Annotated in this window: 22 protein-coding genes and 1 pseudogene; 19 read left to right on the top strand and 4 right to left on the bottom strand. The window is 61.4% G+C overall.

What is annotated here, in order from left to right; translation table 11 throughout:
* Window positions 1–200 precede the first annotated feature (200 nt).
* From BVH73_RS15590 to BVH73_RS15545, 12 genes and pseudogenes are all read left to right on the top strand, one after another.
* A complete protein-coding gene (locus tag BVH73_RS15590) occupies window positions 201–554 on the top strand; it encodes an antitoxin VbhA family protein (protein ID WP_245800522.1) in 354 nt (117 codons plus the stop codon).
* Window positions 529–894 carry a hypothetical protein gene (locus tag BVH73_RS15965; RefSeq protein ID WP_179947982.1) on the top strand — a complete coding sequence of 122 codons (366 nt, stop codon included), beginning with the start codon at window positions 529–531 and terminating at the stop codon, window positions 892–894. Before BVH73_RS15590 ends, BVH73_RS15965 begins: the two co-directional genes overlap by 26 nt.
* Window positions 891–1,097: a Fic family protein gene (locus BVH73_RS15895; protein WP_169836805.1), complete on the top strand. Its 207-nt coding sequence runs from the start codon at window positions 891–893 to the stop codon at window positions 1,095–1,097. The genes BVH73_RS15965 and BVH73_RS15895 overlap by 4 nt, the downstream gene beginning before the upstream one ends.
* Window positions 1,094–1,873, top strand: coding sequence for a hypothetical protein (locus BVH73_RS15955; RefSeq protein WP_169836804.1), 780 nt, complete (start codon window positions 1,094–1,096; stop codon window positions 1,871–1,873). The genes BVH73_RS15895 and BVH73_RS15955 overlap by 4 nt, the downstream gene beginning before the upstream one ends.
* Window positions 1,873–3,273, top strand: coding sequence for a replication protein RepA (locus BVH73_RS15575; protein ID WP_245800521.1), 1,401 nt, complete (start codon window positions 1,873–1,875; stop codon window positions 3,271–3,273). The genes BVH73_RS15955 and BVH73_RS15575 overlap by 1 nt, the downstream gene beginning before the upstream one ends.
* The gene (locus tag BVH73_RS15570) at window positions 3,273–3,737 is read left to right on the top strand and encodes a thermonuclease family protein (protein ID WP_079420811.1); all 465 of its coding nucleotides are present in this window, start codon (window positions 3,273–3,275) and stop codon (window positions 3,735–3,737) included. The genes BVH73_RS15575 and BVH73_RS15570 overlap by 1 nt, the downstream gene beginning before the upstream one ends.
* A gap of 661 nt (window positions 3,738–4,398) precedes the next feature.
* Window positions 4,399–4,929 (top strand): annotated as a pseudogene (locus tag BVH73_RS16105) (ArdC-like ssDNA-binding domain-containing protein); the annotation flags it as partial.
* A 195-nt stretch (window positions 4,930–5,124) separates the two neighbouring features.
* Entirely contained in the window at window positions 5,125–5,931 is an 807-nt protein-coding gene (locus BVH73_RS15565; protein ID WP_079420816.1) for a DUF3560 domain-containing protein, read from the top strand.
* An 81-nt stretch (window positions 5,932–6,012) separates the two neighbouring features.
* Window positions 6,013–6,195 carry a hypothetical protein gene (locus BVH73_RS15560; protein WP_012274929.1) on the top strand — a complete coding sequence of 61 codons (183 nt, stop codon included), beginning with the start codon at window positions 6,013–6,015 and terminating at the stop codon, window positions 6,193–6,195.
* 3 nt (window positions 6,196–6,198) lie between these two features.
* Complete coding sequence (locus BVH73_RS15555) at window positions 6,199–6,591, top strand: class III extradiol ring-cleavage dioxygenase family protein (RefSeq protein ID WP_012274930.1); 393 nt, start codon at window positions 6,199–6,201, stop codon at window positions 6,589–6,591.
* A 41-nt stretch (window positions 6,592–6,632) separates the two neighbouring features.
* The gene (locus tag BVH73_RS15550; protein ID WP_079420809.1) at window positions 6,633–6,929 is read left to right on the top strand and encodes a hypothetical protein; all 297 of its coding nucleotides are present in this window, start codon (window positions 6,633–6,635) and stop codon (window positions 6,927–6,929) included.
* Window positions 6,930–7,031: 102 nt separating this feature from the next.
* Window positions 7,032–8,066, top strand: a complete 1,035-nt coding sequence (locus BVH73_RS15545) for a DNA-binding protein (protein WP_079420807.1) — start codon at window positions 7,032–7,034, stop codon at window positions 8,064–8,066.
* 12 nt (window positions 8,067–8,078) lie between these two features.
* On the opposite strand, the gene BVH73_RS15890 is transcribed toward BVH73_RS15545, so the two are convergent.
* Window positions 8,079–8,294 carry a hypothetical protein gene (locus BVH73_RS15890; RefSeq protein WP_154048558.1) on the bottom strand — a complete coding sequence of 72 codons (216 nt, stop codon included), beginning with the start codon at window positions 8,292–8,294 and terminating at the stop codon, window positions 8,079–8,081.
* Window positions 8,295–9,633: 1,339 nt separating this feature from the next.
* Between BVH73_RS15890 and BVH73_RS15540 the strand changes: the two genes are divergently transcribed.
* The 7 genes from BVH73_RS15540 (at window position 9,634) to BVH73_RS15510 (ending at window position 14,697) form a co-directional block, all read left to right on the top strand.
* A complete protein-coding gene (locus tag BVH73_RS15540; protein WP_079420805.1) occupies window positions 9,634–9,993 on the top strand; it encodes a single-stranded DNA-binding protein in 360 nt (119 codons plus the stop codon).
* Window positions 9,994–10,017: 24 nt separating this feature from the next.
* Entirely contained in the window at window positions 10,018–10,395 is a 378-nt protein-coding gene (locus BVH73_RS15535) for a hypothetical protein (RefSeq protein WP_245800520.1), read from the top strand.
* Window positions 10,392–11,183: a ParA family protein gene (locus tag BVH73_RS15530; RefSeq protein ID WP_079420801.1), complete on the top strand. Its 792-nt coding sequence runs from the start codon at window positions 10,392–10,394 to the stop codon at window positions 11,181–11,183. The genes BVH73_RS15535 and BVH73_RS15530 overlap by 4 nt, the downstream gene beginning before the upstream one ends.
* Window positions 11,184–12,329, top strand: coding sequence for a ParB/RepB/Spo0J family partition protein (locus tag BVH73_RS15525; protein ID WP_079420799.1), 1,146 nt, complete (start codon window positions 11,184–11,186; stop codon window positions 12,327–12,329).
* A 2-nt stretch (window positions 12,330–12,331) separates the two neighbouring features.
* Window positions 12,332–12,802, top strand: a complete 471-nt coding sequence (locus tag BVH73_RS15520; protein ID WP_169836803.1) for a DUF192 domain-containing protein — start codon at window positions 12,332–12,334, stop codon at window positions 12,800–12,802.
* Window positions 12,803–13,066: 264 nt separating this feature from the next.
* Window positions 13,067–13,606 (top strand): plasmid mobilization relaxosome protein MobC, encoded by a 540-nt coding sequence (locus BVH73_RS15515; protein ID WP_012274937.1) that lies wholly within the window; start codon window positions 13,067–13,069, stop codon window positions 13,604–13,606.
* A complete protein-coding gene (locus BVH73_RS15510) occupies window positions 13,603–14,697 on the top strand; it encodes a relaxase/mobilization nuclease domain-containing protein (RefSeq protein WP_079420795.1) in 1,095 nt (364 codons plus the stop codon). The genes BVH73_RS15515 and BVH73_RS15510 overlap by 4 nt, the downstream gene beginning before the upstream one ends.
* A 54-nt stretch (window positions 14,698–14,751) precedes the next feature.
* On the opposite strand, the gene BVH73_RS15505 is transcribed toward BVH73_RS15510, so the two are convergent.
* The 3 genes from BVH73_RS15505 to BVH73_RS15495 all read right to left on the bottom strand — a co-directional run bounded on the left by BVH73_RS15505 (window position 14,752) and on the right by BVH73_RS15495 (window position 16,472).
* Window positions 14,752–15,231, bottom strand: coding sequence for a hypothetical protein (locus BVH73_RS15505; protein ID WP_169836802.1), 480 nt, complete (start codon window positions 15,229–15,231; stop codon window positions 14,752–14,754).
* Window positions 15,232–15,319: 88 nt separating this feature from the next.
* Complete coding sequence (locus BVH73_RS15500) at window positions 15,320–15,898, bottom strand: TrbM/KikA/MpfK family conjugal transfer protein (protein WP_079420793.1); 579 nt, start codon at window positions 15,896–15,898, stop codon at window positions 15,320–15,322.
* A 13-nt stretch (window positions 15,899–15,911) separates the two neighbouring features.
* A complete protein-coding gene (locus BVH73_RS15495; RefSeq protein ID WP_169836801.1) occupies window positions 15,912–16,472 on the bottom strand; it encodes an OmpA family protein in 561 nt (186 codons plus the stop codon).
* Window positions 16,473–16,773: the final 301 nt, after the last annotated feature.

The raw sequence follows: 16,773 nt of genomic DNA, 5'->3' as shown, positions 1-16,773 counted from the left end.
CGTCTTAGCCTTTTTGGGTATAGCCATCTTGACCAATTGTAGGCGGCCCGGCCAAGAATGCAAAGCCCGATCTAAATTGGCTACCCTGTTGTTAGCCACCCTAAATAGCCATGTATGTGCATTGACGATGCAATGCCCATACATTAAAATAGAGGCTGGCTTATAAGCCAATTTGCCAAATTTTGAAAGAGGTACACGCCATGTCCAAAGAAGTGCAAATGACGTTCCGCGTTGAGCCGGAATTGCGCGCCGAGTTTTCCGACGCCGCTTTGCTGGAAGACCGCCCCGCCGCCCAGGTGCTGCGCGAATTCATGCGGGCCTATGTCAACCAATCGCGTGAGCGCGGCCACAGCCCGGCCAACGATGTGATTTCCCCGGCCGAGAGCCGCCGCCGCGAAGCCGCCGTGAACTTCGCCCGTTCGTCCGTAGGCTTGGAAGGCTTCAAGCCTTCCAAAGCCGCCGAGACGGGCGCACGCCAATTCATCAATGGCGACATCCAGCTTGCCGATTTTGTTCAGGTGAAGCCCGATGCAGAACAAGCCCACAGCCGCTAATGCGTTGACGGCCGAGCAGCGGCAGCAGCTCGAAGCCGATTACACGTTCAGGCGGGTTGTCGAGCTTGAGCTAGACCCGGTGCGCGGCAACTTCGACGCCGCCCACTTGAAGGAAGTCAATCGCCGCATCTTCCAGGACTTGCCGGGCGCTGGCTTCGATGACGTGACGCCGGGCGAGTTTCGCAAGCCGGTTGCCGATGGCTTGGACTGGATGAAACAGCGCGGCTATCGACCGTGGACGGCCCGTTTTATGTCGCGTATTCGCGCATGGACGATGCCGCCACGGCCCGACTCGACAAGGCGCTTGAAGCGGCCAAGCCCGACGAGCTGCGCGGCTTGAAGACGCCGGAATTCACGGCGCGGCTCGCCAAGATTTACACCGAGCTGGACTATGTTCACCCGTTCAGCGACGGCAACAGCCGCACGCTTCGCACCTTCACCAAACAGCTTGCCAAGGAAGCGGGCTATGAAGTCGATTGGGAGCGGTTCGGCCGTAGCGATGTCGGCGCGATCTGCTGTATATCGCCCGCGACCGCAGCGTGAACGAACTGGCGAAGCCGCACGTTCAACACGAAAACACCATGCGGAAAATCCTGCACACGCAGGACAGGCTAGAGGGCAACCGCGCCTTGCCCGATCTGCTGCGCGATGCAGTACGGCCGAGCCGCGCCGTTGCCTTCGAGCAGTTGAGCGAACGCGAAGCGTTGAAAGAGCATCCCGAGCTGCAAGAGGCATACAAGACGATGCACACGGCGGCGACCTACTTCGCATCGAAGATGCCGGGCAAGCCCGAAGCGCAGGAGGCCGGCATTCAGTCGGTCATGAACCACGTTCAGAACCGCTTGAACGCTGGGGAGACGGCAAATTTTTCCCAGGGCCGCGAGTCGGCTCAGACTCAAAAAGAGGTTGCGCAGCCGGTGCGCCCCGCGCCTGACGCCGGCCTGACCGATGAAGCAACGCAGTTTTCCCAACGTCAAAGGAGGTTCTATGTCCCGCATTTACGCAATCTGGAAAGCCTACGCCATGCTGGTGATCGAGGCGGTTTCGGCCTACTGCCGAAAGACCGAGGATTTGCCCGTCGTGGTGTCGCTGGGCCTGCTGCTGGTGCCCATGTTCGCGGCCGATTGGTTCTTGCCCCGCTGGGCTTCGCTGTCGCTGTATGCGGCCATCGGCTTGCCGCTGGCGTGGTTCCTTGGAACCCTGTTTTGGGTGTTCTTCACCCACGAATCGCAGCGGGCCGGCCGCTGAAAAGAAAAAAGCCAGCAGATGGGCGAATCTGCCGGCTTTTGCCATCAAACCACTTAAAGGGACGGGCCTAATGACTTCGGCTAAGACTACCACATTCGATGAAGCCGCGTATAGAGAAGACCTAGTGCGCGCGGGGCTTGACCCCGAAGACGCCGCCATTCTGGCGGCCAAGACTGCCGCCATTCGGCAGGCGGCCGTCGAAGGCGCAACGATGAAGCAGAGCTTGATAAAGGGCGGCATGCAGCCCGAGAAGGCAAAGCGCATGGCTGACGCGCATGTTCGCTGGCATCCAAGCAAGCCGAACATCATCGTGCGGGAGCCAGAGCCGCCGACCGTGCGCGTTGAAGGCTTCCAGTCGATGGGCGACATTTTCGGCCCGATCCAGGCGAAGGCGCAGGCCGCCATGAAAGCCCAGCCAGCGCCGCCAGAGGCGGCGAAGCCAGCCGCCGCCCCGGCAGTACCTGCCGAGCCAGAAAAGCCCGCCACGGCCCGCAAAACGGCCCGGCGCGGCACCAAACGCGACGAACTCGGTTCGTCGGGCGCGATGGTTCCCATGTCGGCAGTCTTCGACTACCGAAACAGCGAGATACCGGAGCGCGTGCGCGAGCTGATCGAAACGCACCTTGCCATCGAGGCCCAGGACGCGAAAAGCGCCGGCTCCCTTGGCTTCATGACCCGCTCCCTTGCCATTGCGACCTTGCCGCACCGCAAGACGGCCGATTTCCGCTTTGTCCGCCGCAACGGCGACTTCACGCTGACCATGATGACCGCGCACCCGCAGGGCTTGCCATACGGCACCCTTCCCCGGCTGCTGCTGACATGGGTTTGCACCGAGGTTGCGCAGAAACGCGAGCGCGTTCTATCGCTTGGCAACAATCTGGCGTCCTATCTGGCCGAGCTGGGCTTGCACAACACAGGCGGGAAGCGCGGCGACATCACGCGCCTGAAACACGCCATGACGACGCTTTTTAGCTCCGTCATTTCATGCCACTACGAAGGCAAAGATTCGTTCGTCCTGCAAAACGTGCTGCTGGCCGACAAGGTGGATTGGTGGACGCCGCAGAACCCGGAAGAAGCCGGGCAATGGCAATCGTCGCTGATGCTGTCGGAGCCGTTTTTCAAAGAGTGCATCGAACACGTCTTGCCCTTCGACATGCGGGCCGTGCGCGGCCTTCGCCAGTCGCCGCTTGCCCTCGATATTTACGTCTGGCTCACCTACCGCATGAGCTACCTATCGAAGCGCACAACGATTCCCTGGGTTGCCCTGGCCGGGCAGTTCGGTTCCGGCTACGCCATGACCGAGCAGGGTTTGCGCGACTTCAAGCGCGCCTTTCTGCGTGAGCTGAAACACGTTCTGGTCATCTACCCGCAGGCCAAGGTTTCCGATGGCGTCAACGGACTGGTGATGTATCCCAGCCCGCCCCACGTCGCCTACAAATCGACGCCGATTCAAAAGGGGCTTGGTTTCTGATGCGCGCCCTTCGCACCTTTTTTGCATGCGCCCTGCTGGCCGTCAGTTCGGCCGCGTGGGCTGATTTTTCCGGCTCAGTCGTCGGCGTGATCGACGGCGACACCATCGACGTGCTGGTAGAGAACCGCCCGGTTCGCGTCCGCTTGGCGCAGATCGACGCCCCGGAGCGCAAGCAAGCCTTCGGAAACCGTTCGCGGCAAGCACTTTCCGCGATGGTCTTCCGGCAGGCCGTCACCGTCGCCGAGGCCGGCCCGGATCGTTACGGCCGCACATTGGGCACCGTCTTTGTCGGTGGCGTGAACGTGAACGCGGCCATGATCGACCAGGGCATGGCGTGGGCCTACCGTCAGTACGTCACCGACCGTTCGTTGATCCAGTTGGAAGCACAGGCCCGCGCCGCACGTCGTGGCCTTTGGGCTGATCCTGCGCCGGTTGAACCCTGGCTTTTCCGCAGAACCAAATAGCCATGCTCGCCCCGGCCGTGCCGGGTACGGGCTTTCGTGCTGCGCATCGAGCCTTGTTCCAAGTCTCGACCCCTTCGGGCTTCAATCCCTCTCGTTGCGCCGTCCCGGCGCTAGTCCCCTGACCACATACCCACCGCCGCGACGGTCTTAGTAGTGACCTTTGCGCCCGTGGATATGTGGACAGCGGTTCAGGCGGCCACTTGGTGACGCTGCGCCGCACCAGGTGGCCAACATTTGTCACCACCGGCAAGCCGACCGCTTGGAGACACCGCGGCAACCTGGCCAGCTCCTTTTTGTCGCCAAAAAGAGCCGTCCCGGCGTGGTGACAGAAACAGCCGATCGAGGACGCGGCCGCGTCACCAAAGACCCAGGCCCGCCGCCTTGGTGACAGATCCCGCCGGCGCCGGCGGATCTGTTGTCACCATCACCGGGCTTTGCCCTTCCAGGCCACGCCGCGATGAATCGCCGCGTTCCAGGGACACCGGCAGACTCGTTCCGAGACTGCCACCGGGCTTACGCCCTTGAACACCCCAAGGCGGGCGCTGCCCGCCTGTTACAGCGGTTCCCGCTGAATTAGGCCGTGGTCACGTCCAGGCCGCCTTGCTGCGGGTTGTGCGGCTTCGCTGAATACCTTTCGCCTGCCCTAAACGGTAGTCCGGCCATGCCATCGCTCCAAGGGCCGGGCTGCGCCCTGAAATCCTCACCCGTTCGCACTCGCTGCGCTCCCTTGCGCTGCGGCTTCCGGTTTCTCCCTTTCCGCGCTGTCCTGTCCGGCCCACCTACGGGCTTCACGGCGAAAGGCACTCAGCGAAGCAAGTTCACACAACGAAAGGCGGATACCGACATGACGCACCAATCACAAATTCAAAAGCAAAACACCCCGGCTCAAGCATCTAGCAAAGCAAGGTTCAACAGCCAAAAACCAAAGGCCGAGCTGCAACAGAAAGCCCTTGAAAATGCCGTGTCTGGTGAAAGCCTTGCGAACTATCAAGCGATCTTCGACGGGTTCGCCGCGATGGGCATCGACATGGCCGACGTTGAACCGCGCGTGAACGTGTTTACCTTCAATGCGTGGAAGGCGCTGGGCCGCGTGGTGAAGAAGGGACAGCATGGCGTCAAGATTGTGACCGTGATTCCTTGCACCAAGAAAGACCGCGAGACAGGCGACGAAGTGCCGGTGAAGAAGGTTAAGACCACGACCGTTTTTCACGTTTCACAGACCGAGGAAATCGGAGGCGAACCGACCGACGAGAAGGCCAGCGCCGACGCCGTGACCGAGGAAGCCGAAGCACCAGAAGCAGCGCCGGAGGCCGCCGAGCAGGCAGCAGCGCAAGCCGTGGCCGTGATCGAGCAGGCCGAGCCGGCAGCGGCCGACGAACCGCGCGAATTGAACGCCTACGAGGCACGCATTGAGGCCAAGCGCGAACGGTACGAAGCGCGTGCAGGCAAGGCCCAGGACGAAAGCCGGGCACTGTATAGCCGGGCGCGTGGTATGGCCGAGGTGATCCCCTTCGGGCAACCGATCCTTGTCGGGCACCACAGCGAAGGCCGCGACCGCAACTATCGCAACCGGATTCACAACACCTTCGGCAAAGCCTTTGCCGCCCAGGACAAGGCAGCGCACTACGCACAGAAGGCCGCGAGCGTGGGCACTGGTGGCATTTCCAGCGATGACCCGGACGCCATCAAGAAGCTGCGCGCCGAGCTGGCAAGCGCCGAGAAGTCGCAAGAGATGATGAAGGCCGCGAACAAGGCCATTCGTGCGAACAAAACACCGGAAACGCAGACCGCCGCCCTTGTGGCCCTTGGCTTCACCGAAGCCCAGGCGGCCGAGGCGATCAAGCCGGACTTTGCCCGCCGTGTCGGTTTCCCGTCCTATGCCTTGTCGAACAACAACGCCAACATGACCCGCATCAAGGGCCGCATTGCCGAGCTGGAGAAGCGCAGCCAGCGGGCCGACGTGGAGAAGGCCGGCGACGGCTACACCTACCGCGAGGACACCACCGAAAACCGCGTGATGTTCATTTTCGACGGCAAGCCGGACGAGGCAACCCGCGCCATCTTGAAGCGTGAAGCCTTCAAATGGTCGCCAAGTCGGGGCGCGTGGGTGCGGCAGTTGAACAACGCCGGAATCTGGGCAGCCAAGCAGGTGATAGAGCGTTTTAATGTTGCCAAAGTTGGTGACGCGCACTAACCAAGATGGTATAATTTGGACAGTTGGAAGTGACCAAACTAGCCGGGAAATCCGGCTAGGAACCCACCGGGAGAACCAGCCATGAAATTCATAGATGACCTGATCGTGACCCTTGCCCTTCGCGTGCTTCGTGCCGTGATGGCAATCGGAACCGGGCTTGTGTACGTCCAGTTTTTCGCCCTGGCTTTTCTGGTGGCGATGGCTGGAACCGTCACGCTGGCCGTGATGCTGGCGGCAGCGAAAAGCGCCTTACTTGGAGGTTAAAGAATGGCAACGAAGAAGAACCACACGGCCGAGCTGGCGAAGCTGGCGGCCGACGTGCCCGGCCTGATCGACACCTTGGAAGGCGAGATTGCCGAGGTTGTCGCCGGCATGGCCGCGCTGAAAAAGGCGGGCTTGATCTACGCAACGGAGCATTGGCGCAAGGGTTCGGACGGCCAGCCGAAATACTTCTATCTGCTGTACCCGCAGAAGAACGGCGAGCCGCGCCGCCGCGATTACGTCGGCTGCGACTCCGAGCGGATCGAGGAGGCCCGCGCCGGCATCGTGCGCGCCGAGCAATACGACCGACTGGCCGCGCAGCATTCGGCCCTTGAATGTCGCGTGCGCCGCATCGCCGAGGCACTGCGCGAAGCCCGCCGCTATCTGGCCGGCAACTGACCACCACAGACACCAGCAACAGCCACAGGGAGAACGACCCCATGCACAAGATGCTTGAACCCCAAGAATGGATGCGCCAATCGCTGGACGCGGGCGCTTTGGCTTTGCGTGCCGTCATTGACGGCCGCGCCCTGCCCGTCGATGACCTCATTGCCGGCACGATGGCCGTCGAGCTGCTGACCGCCCCAGGCCGCTACGCTTCGCCGCTCGACCTGTACGACATCCTGCACCGTGCCCGCCTGCTGCTGAATGTGCCGGCCTTTGCTTGCCAGCCCGAAGGCCGCGCCGAAGCGGGCCGCCTGCTGCCGATGTTTGAGCGCATCCGCGCCGACCAGTGACCACCCGGCCGGGACACCACCGGCCCTTTTTTTAAGTAGCGTAGTAGTAATAGTAGTAGTATAATTATTATTATTCCTACCCAATCCGAAGGAGTTCGCAAAATGGCCCTATCCCAAGACATCAAAGAGCGCATCTTTGCCGCCGCCGACGCCCTGCACGCGGCCAGCGAAACCGGCGAGTTCCCGAGCGTGGAGGCTGTGCGCCAGGAGAGCCGCGCCGGCATGAACAACGTGGTGGAGGCCATGAAGGAATGGCGGCAGAACCAGCGCAAGCAGGTTCAGGCCGTGCGCGAGCCGTTGCCGGTGGAACTGCATGGCGTGGTGCAGAGCATGGGGCAAAGCCTTTGGGAGACGGCGCAGCAACTGGCGAACGAATCGCTAGACGCGGCCAAGGTGGCCTTTGAAACCGAGAAAAGCGACCTCATCCAGCTATCGGCCGAACAGTCCGAAGCCTTCGAGGCCCAGGCCGCCGAGCTGGACGCCGCCCAGGCGCGCATTGCCGAGCTGGAACGCCAAGCCACGGCCGCCGCAGCAGCAGCCCAGGCGACCGCCCAGGAGCTAGACGAGACGCGCCGCGCCCGGCTGGCCGCCGAGCAGGACGCCGCCCTTGCCAAGCAACGGGCCGAGGAAATCGAGCGCCGGGCCGCCGAGCTGCGCGCCGAACTCGACCACGCACACGCCGAGGCCGAAACCGCCGCAGCCCAGGCCAAGGCGACGGCCGACAGCCTGCGCGCCGATGCTGATCGCCTGCGCACCGAGCGCGACAAGGCCCAGCAGCGCCAGGAGCTGGCCGAAGCCGAAGGCGTCAAGCTGGCCGCCAGTCTGGCCGCTGCCCAGGGCGAAACGGCCAAGGCACAAGCCGCCCTTGCCGGCGTCACGGCCAAGGCCGAGGCCGCCGAGCAGGCGCACGCCGACCAGCGCAAGCGCGCGGCCGAAGAAGTCCACCGCAGCGCCGAGCGCATGACGAAGGCAGAGACGGAGCGCGACAAGGCCCGCTCAGAGGCCGCCACAGCCCGCGAGGAAGCCGCAGCCCTGCGCGGCGAGCTGGAAGCCACCAAGACCCAAAACGCCGGCTTGTTGGCCGCGTTGAAGCCCTCCCCCGCCCCGAAAGGCAAGGGCGGCACCGCCAAGGATTGATTGGCGACAGCTTCACGACCTGGCCAGCTCGCGGCCGTCACCAAACCGACCCGGCCAGCGCGCCGGGTTTTTCGTTCCCGTCCACGTCGGGGCCGTGGCCGTGTCCTGGCTGGAATCGGCGTCAAGGGCGACACCGGAGGCCGCACGCGGAGCGCAGCCCGCAGGGCGAGCACCGAACGGGTGAGGATGGCGGGCGAAGCCTTCACCCTTGATGCTGATGGAGGCCATAGAGCCTATCGGCAAGGGGGTAGGACAAGGGCAACGCCCGCAGCGCCTGCCCCCGCAGACAGTCGGGCAAGAACCGACGCGGGATGCAACCGAAGCGGTTGCCCAAGCGAAGCGCGGAGGGTTCCCGATGGCGACAGAATCACGCGATCGAGGACAGGCCGCCGTCACCAACCAAGACGCCCAATTCTGGCGCTTGCTTGTGCATAACCTTGTGGATGACGAAAGTTATCCACGCTGAAAGTGTCTTGCACGCAAGCCGTTGATTCGTAAGGCATTAAATCCGCTATCCACAGAAACGCACGCTGAAAGTGTCTTGCGCGTTACGCTGAAACTGTCTTGCGTTTACGCTGAAAGTGTCTTGCGATCCGAAGCCCAAAAAGCGCGCAAAGCCTTACCAGCATTGGCTATTCTGGCCGTCGTGTGGCTTCCCCCCTGTAGTTCTTGCCTTTAGGTTTTTTTTTCCTTTAAAAAATATACCTAGTAGTTGGAGCCGCCGCCGTTGTGAACAACGTCGAAAAAGCTGCCGCGAAGCGCGGCAATCACCGCCTACCCTCCGGTCGCTTCGCTCCCTGCGCCCCGTCGCTTCGCGCCGGCCTGAACAATGGATGGCCTTCGGCCATGCCGATCTAAGCGCGGCACTTGCCGCGCGGTGCGGCACCACCGCCGCAGCCAGGAACAGGCATCACCTGGGCACACAGGCCGAGGAAATCCAAAACCAACAGCCAAACAGCCAGAAGGCATCTAACGGCTGGCCTACGGCCAGGACGTGAAGAACGAAGCGCGGCACTTGCCGCGCGTTGCAGTTCGACGGCCGAGGTAAGGCATGGTCTAAGCGTCCCGACCGGCAAGCCGGCCGGCATGGCCGCAAGCGGCCACCCCTGCGGGGCGCTAAGACCGGGACAAATCACGCCCGGCCGACAAGTCGGCCGCCCGCTCAGCCCGGCGCGTGTGCGCGCCATGCCGGAAAGGTTCGTGGTGATCGAGAGGCCGCAAAAAACCGTCTATCAGGAAGAAGGGGCTTGCCCTGCCCTCGATTGTGCCCCGTAGCCTGCGCAGGAGGCCCGCCACGGCCCTTTCTTGACCGTCCCGATACCGAGGGTGCGGCAAGGGCGAAAGGCGCTTAAATCGCGTTCTATGGCCGTTTGCGTTCGCATGGCGGTTTTCCGTGGTGCCTGCTGCTGACGATTGCCGCAAAAGCCGCTTATTACTAGGGTTTGCCCTGCCCTTTGCGGTTTCTCATTTGTTTTATTCTGTTTTATCCTTGTTGCATCGTTTGTTTTATGGGTGTTATAATGTGCTTACGGTCAATCCTGGCCGCGCGAACCGAAGGAGCTACACCATGCAGAAGAATGTTTTTGTCGGCAACCTTGCCCGGCCGGCCACCGTAACCGGCACTGGCGACCGCGCCGTGGCGCGTTTCACCTTGATTGCGAACGAGTACGCAGGCAAGGACAAGGACACCGGCCAGACCCGCGAACGTGCCGTTGCGATCCAGTTCACCGCCTTCCGCGCGAAAGCCGAGGCCATCGCAAAGAACGCCTTGAAGGGCGATCAACTCATCATTGATTACCGCGTCGAAAACAACGACTACGAGAAGAACGGCGAAACCGTGTACGGCTACAACTTCATCGTGGAAGACTTCGCATTCGGTGCGCCGGGCAAAGAGAAGCGCGACCAGTTCAGCCGGGCGGGTGAATAACTCATGACATCCCCTGCCCCAAGGATGGATGCCGCGCAATTTGAGCGCGTGGCGTCCAAATGCAAAAGATGGTCAGAGCGTTCCTTGGGCGTTGCAAAAGCGTTGATCGTTGAAGGTGTGTCGCTGTCCGAGGCGGCAGCGGCACACACGATGTCACCGCAGCAAGCGAACGTGATTCGTGGCCGTTTTCTCGCCAAGGCCGAAGACCTGCGCATTGAAGAATTCATGAGCCGGGAAAAACCCAAATTGGCGAGTTCAGCACTTGAGCCGTATTCCGCGCAGATGCAGACCCTTCGGGACAAGGGTTACACGGTTGACCAGATCGTGGCGTTTCTCAAAGAAAACGGCGTATCCACTTCACCGACAACAGTTCGGACTTTTTTAAGGAGCATTCGGGCATGAAAACTACAGTTCTCGCAAACCAAAAGGGCGGCGTGGGCAAGTCGGCCGTGGCCGTCCAGTTGGCCTACTTTTTCCACCTCATCATGGGCAAGCGCGTTTTGGTGATCGACTTCGACCACCAACGCAACAGCTCGAAGGCGATCAAGACCGGAGGCATTGCCACCGTGTCGCAGATGCCGGCCAGCCGCCTTTTGACTCACAAGGTCGGCGGCGTGGAAGACGCTGAATTTGTCTTGGTGGCGGCTGATAACGCCGAGCTGCTGAAAATGGAAAAGCAGGCCGACAGGCACAACAGCTTCGCGTCGAACCTGCAATCGTTTCTGCAAGCCGTGCATAACGACTTCGATGTTTGCATCATCGACACCAACCCGAACCCGGACATTCGACAGCTTTCGTCGCTGGTGGTCAGCGACTACGTTCTGTCGCCGCTGCAATTGAACCAGGAGGCCATCGACGGTATCGGCGACTTGCTCAATCACGACACCATCGGCATTCGCAAGATCAAGGCCGCGATCAATCCCAAGTTGGAATTGATTGGCATCCTGCCGAATCTGGTGGAGCCGACGCCCTTCCAGCGCGATAACTTCCGCGAGCTTTCGACGCACTTCGCCAAGCTACTGATCCCGATGGATGCAGGTTTTGCCGCGATTAAGAAGACTACGGCCGTGCCCGAAGCCCAGGCCGCAGGCGTGCCAGTTTGGAAACTCGGTAAGACCAGCGGCCGCGATGCGTGGACGCAGATCAAGCCGGTATTTGAAAAAATCGCTTCAATCATGGAGGTTCAATAAATGGCACTCGACCTTTCCGCCCTGGAAGAAAAGCCCACTGCCCCGGCCGTGGCCGGGGCGGCCCAGCCGACCGGCAAGCCGCTGGACATTCCCCTTGCCGACATCGAGGAAGACCCCGACCAGCCGCGCAAGGAGTTCACGCCCGAGGCCATGCAGGAAATGACCGACAGCGTTCGGGCGCGAGGCGTCAAAACGCCGGTATCGGTTCGCACCCATCCGAGCAAGCCCGGCAAGTGGATGTTGAACTTTGGCGCGCGCCGCTATCGTGGCTCGCTTGCGGCTGGACGGGCGACGATCCCGGCATTCGTTGACGAAGCGCACGATGACTACGATCAAGTCATTGAGAACATCCAGCGCGACGACTTGAAGCCGATGGAGCTTGCGCTTTTCATCAAGAAGCGTTTGGACGCTGGCGACCAGAAGAAGGCCATCGCAAAGAACCTGGGCAAAGACGGCGCGATCATCACCCAGCACCTTGCCTTGATCGACCCGCCCGCGTGCATCGAAGACGCATACAGCAACGGCAAATGCACGTCGCCTAAAACCCTGTACGAGCTGCGCGGCTTGCATGAGAAGTTCCCCGAGCAAGTCGAAGCATGGTGCGCCGATGCGATGGAAATCACGCGCAAGACCGTTGCCGATCTGGCCGACGAGTTGAAGGGCAAGAAGAAGCCCGCCCCGGCTCCCGCTGCTGGCGAAGGCCAGCAGAGCGGCGAGCAGGCGGGTAACGGCGAAGCCTCGAAATTTGGTCATGACCAAATTCCGGGCGGCGCTGGCGAAGGCCAGGGCGGCAACGGTGGCGGCGCTGGTGAAGCCGAAGGCGAAGGCAGCAAGACCAAGCCGGCCGGCAAGAAGGGCGGCGAAAACGACCAGGGCGAAGGTGTAGGCGCTGGCGAGGAAGGCGACGGCGGGCGTGATACCGGCGAGCTGACAAGCTGGCCCAAGGGCCGGGCCGTGTCCGATCCCGACCGCATGAGCAAGCCGCTTTTGCTGGTGGAGTTCGACGGGCGTTCGGCGGCCGTTTTGCTGAATCGTCGCCCTACCACTGCCGGCCTGATTCACATTCGCTTCGAGGATGGCGGCGGCGATCAAGAGGTAGATGCGGGCGCTTGCAAAATCAACCTGCTGACCGAAGCCGAGAAATGACCATGAAACCGGCGATCCTGAAAGGCGCTGCCGGCTTGATCGTGGCCGGTGCGTTGCTTGCGTTTGCTGCCAGCAGGCAGCAAGCGCAAGCCGCCGACGTGGCCGAAGTATGCGACCTGTCTTTTACCGGGAACGTCCAGCTTCGCGGCGTTCCCGTTGCACGAACGAAGGCCCAGCAGGCGAAAGGACTTTCCAACCGCGACGATGCCGGGCCGGGAATGTTGTTCGCCTTTGACCCACCGGGCAAGCTGGCCTTCTGGATGCGAGACACCCGAATTCCGTTATCTATCGCGTTTGTGTCCGAGGATGGAACTTTGTTTGCCATCGAGGACATGACGCCCCATTCCGACGAATACCATTTGTCGATGAAGCCCGCCAAGTACGCGCTTGAACTCGCACAGGGCCAGTTCCAGCGTAGAGGGCTTGCAGTCGGTTCCCGGCTGCTGAAAGAGGAATGCCGGCCTACGGAGTAGGCCGCATTAGACGTGACCGACACCGCCAAGTTTTGGCGGTTTTTTTTGCCCGAGAACAATCCGTGCCTGAAATCCCGCACAGATGGTTCTACCGGGCGCTTTCAAGACCACGTTTTCAATCCCAAGAGCAAAAAACGCTTGGTCATGACCAAAAGTGTGGGGGGTGTGGGCTATTGCAGGATAGGCTAATCGCCGGTATAGTACGCGCGTAGTCCGCGCTTTGTTCCCCCCCACTTTTGTTGTCATTGACCTTGGAAGCCCGTTATGGAGAAAGAGAACCCTTATCTGAACCTGTACCTGGGTGCGTTGAAGAAACCGTGGTCGGACTATTGCGAAGCCCTGGGGAAAAAGCCCGGCGCAGCTCTGAAAGAGGCCATCGAGCAGCAGTTAGCGAAGGCGGCCAAGAATCCACCGCCGCCCTTGCGTCAGACGGGCGAAGCGCCCGACGACGAACCCAAGGTGCGGTTTGAAATCCTCATGACCAAATCCGAAAAGGCGGCCGTGCAGGAGCGCGCCAACCTTGAGCGTTGTTCACAACGTCGGTGGATCATTGACGCGATCCGGGCGGGCCTCACGCGCGAACCACAGTTCGGCATGAAGGAAATCGACGCGCTGGGCGAGTCGAACTATCAGTTGCTTGCCATCGGGCGCAACCTCAACCAAGTAGCCAAGGCCATGAACGAGGGGCGGCGCGATTCCGTCACGATTGAATCAATCGAACGGCTGCGCGGGATCATCGACGCGCATACGGAGAAAGTCAGCACCGCCATTCGTGCCAGCCTTGAACGGTGGAACATCGAATGAGCAAGACCGTAATCGACGGCATCATCAAGGATTGGGGCGAGCGCCTTCACTATTCGCCGGTCAAGGGGTCGAAGGGCCGCAACATCCGCAGCGGTGGCACCACCAGGGCCGCGAAGCCTTCGCCACCGAGCGGGCCAGCCACGAAAGAGAAGGTAGCCAGGACGGCCAAGAAGACGGCCGAAGTCATGGTGAAAATCTCGGGCGGCGGCAAGAACATGAAGCACATCAAAGCGCACATGGACTACATATCGCGCAATGGCGAGGTGGAGATAGAGGACGAAAACGGCGACATCCACCAGGGCATGGAGGCCGTGCGCGACGTGCGCGACTCATGGGCAAAGGGAAAAATTGGCATTCCCTACGAAGGCGAGAAGCGCAAGGAAGCCTTCAACATCGTTTTGTCGATGCCGCCCGGCACCGACCGGCAGGCCGTCAAGGACGCCGCGCGAGAGTTCGCCAAGCAGGAGTTCGGCAACCACCAGTATGTTTTCGCCGCCCATGACGACGAGAAGCACCCGCATGTTCACCTTGCCGTCAAGGCAGTTGGCAATGACGGCATCCGTTTGAACCCGAGGAAGGGCGACTTGCAGTATTGGCGAGAACAGTTCGCCGAGAAATTGCGCGACCAGGGCATAGAAGCGAATGCGACACCGCGCCGGGCGCGGGGTGTGGTGCAGAAGGCCGAGAAACAGGCCGTGCGTCACATTGACGCCGAATTCCAGCAGGGCAAGCGCCAGGAGCCGGCCCGCGTCACCAGGGCGAGAAAGCAGGACGCCGAAGCCGAGGTGAAGACAGGCAAAAAGCGCGCCAACCCAGCGCAAGACAATATCAGCGCAGCCCGGAAGGACACGCAGAAGGCATACGGCCAGATCGCGCGGGCGCTGGCGACCGGCGAGCCAGAGGACAAGCAAATTGCCCTCAACATCGTTCGACTGGTGCAGACCATGCCGCCAGTCGTGACGAAGCATGACGCGCTTGTGCAGAGCCTGCGCGGCACTGGCGGCCAGACCGCCGAGCGCGAGACGGAGCCAAAGCAGCCGCAACGCCAGGAGCAGGGCAGGGCGAATCCGGGCGACGAGCAGACCCGGTAAGCAGGCGAAAAAAAACGCGGATCATCCGCGTTTCTTTTTTGCGTTTCTCCCTTTTCAGCGGTACGAATCGCCCAATCTGGCCCGGTGGACTTCGTTGATATGGGCGACAGCGTTGCGGCCGTCCCTCACGTTCGCAATTGTCAGTTCGCTGGCCTTCGTGAAGCGATGGCCGACGCGGATCGAATAGGAGTTGAAAGCCCAGCTCACAAAGCCGGTGAAGAAAACGGCGTCCTCGATGTCCCGCCATTTCACGCCGATGATGCCTTTGTTCCAGGGCAGGACACCGCGAAAGAGCCAAACGCCGTCATCGTTGGTGAACAGGATCATGCTGCGCAGGTACAGCACCTGATAGGCGAATATCGCCAGTGCTGCCAGGACGGCAACGACGCTCAAAGACTGATTCAGCGCGCCCAGGGCGACGGCCAGGGCCGAGAGGAAGAAGAACACTACCACGGCCCGGACGTATGCCACCCACGACAGCCGATATTGATTGAACGGTATGCCGCCCGATGTTTCGTTATCTGCTGATTCCATAGTTAGCCCATCCTAAAAAAACAGGGGAGAGCGGTTGCCCGCTTTCCCCTTGGGTTGTCGGCCCGCGAGCTGGGCCAGTCACGGAGGTTCAGGAGCCGCCGCCGCCGTAGTCGTTCGCGCGCCGTGCTGCGTCTTCGGCTGCAATGCGCTGGTTGTATTCCGCAAGGGCTGCGTCGTACTTGTCGGCCTCGACCCAATAGCCGCCGCGCTCAGGCACGCCGACATAGCGCGGTGCCTTGATGTCGGTGTAGGCGTTGCCGTTGTAGGCCGTGCAGTACGAAGGCAGGGCATTGCTGATGTAGCCCGCGCCGTCTTCGTAGCTGTTCCACACGCGCAGAGTCGAATTCAGCGAGGCGTAATCGCAACGGCCTGCGCCGTTGGTGATCGCGTCCACCAGGGCGACCATTTTCGCGTCTTGCGTTGCGGCCGGGCAGAGGTTCAAGAAGCTCTTGCGCTTCTTGATCGTGTCCGACAGCTTCTTTGCCGTGATGCTGAAATACTTCTGAATCGACGGCGTGCATTCGCTGGGCCGGGTTCCCGACGACAGGCAAAGCACGGCTTCGCACGCGAGCCGCACGTCACCCGTGAAAAGGCCATCATCGGCATGCGCGGGCGCTGCCGTGATGAACATCGCGGCGAGCGCGGATGTGATGGCGAGACGTTTCATGAAAATCTTCCTCCTACTGGTTAAAAACTTCGATGTCCACGCGGCGATTCAGCGAGCGTCCGACCGCTGAAAAGTTATCCGCAACGTAATCACCGGCCGACACGTAGTTGACCGAAATGATGGCCGGTGAAACTCCTTGCCCGATCAAGAACCGTTGCGCAGCCAGGGCGCGATTCAGGGCTATTTTTTCGTCCGCAGTGCTGGGACGTTGGCCGTCCGTGCGTCCGCGAACCTCGATTCGGCGCGCTTTGGCGAGCAGCGGCAGCAGTTGCGCGCTGTCGTCGGCGCTCAGATTGAAATTCGTGCCGTTGTAGGGGAAATGCACGCTGAACGTGCGAGAGCGTGCAGGCGGCGGCGGGGCAGGCTGCAAAACGGCCGGTGAAATCACCGGCCGGGCCTGTTCGACGCGAAGTTTTTCTTCTGCCTGCGCGAGCTTTGCACGAAGTGCAATCGTTTCGGCTGTCTCGGGAGTGTTGACGGCGTGACGATTTGACCCGTCCACCACTGGCGGCTTTGGCGGCGATGAACACGCGGCCAAAGCTAGGATGCTGGAAAGAACGACCAATTTGCGCATTGTGTGACTCCGATATGTGGTTTGTTGTAGAACCAAGATTATATATCTTGGCAAGCACTTTGTAATCATAAGGCGCGCTGAAACTGTCTTGCGCATCCGTGGTGTGCATTCCCAGCCACGGCGCAAATGACTTGAACAGAGCATTGGCGACAACCCGGGCCGACCAGGGCGCGGGTTTTGTCACCAAGGAAGGCGGGCAGGGCGGGCGGTGCGGATTGGTGACAACAGATCCGCCGGCGCCGGCGGGATCTGTCACCATCGAGAAGGCCGCCAGGAATGGCGACAAAAGCGAGCTGGCCAG

Origin of the sequence: Thiomonas intermedia (assembly GCF_002028405.1) — a bacterium.
Classification (GTDB): Bacteria; Pseudomonadota; Gammaproteobacteria; order Burkholderiales; family Burkholderiaceae_C; genus Thiomonas; species Thiomonas intermedia.
This window is presented reverse-complemented; position numbering and strand designations above follow the sequence as displayed.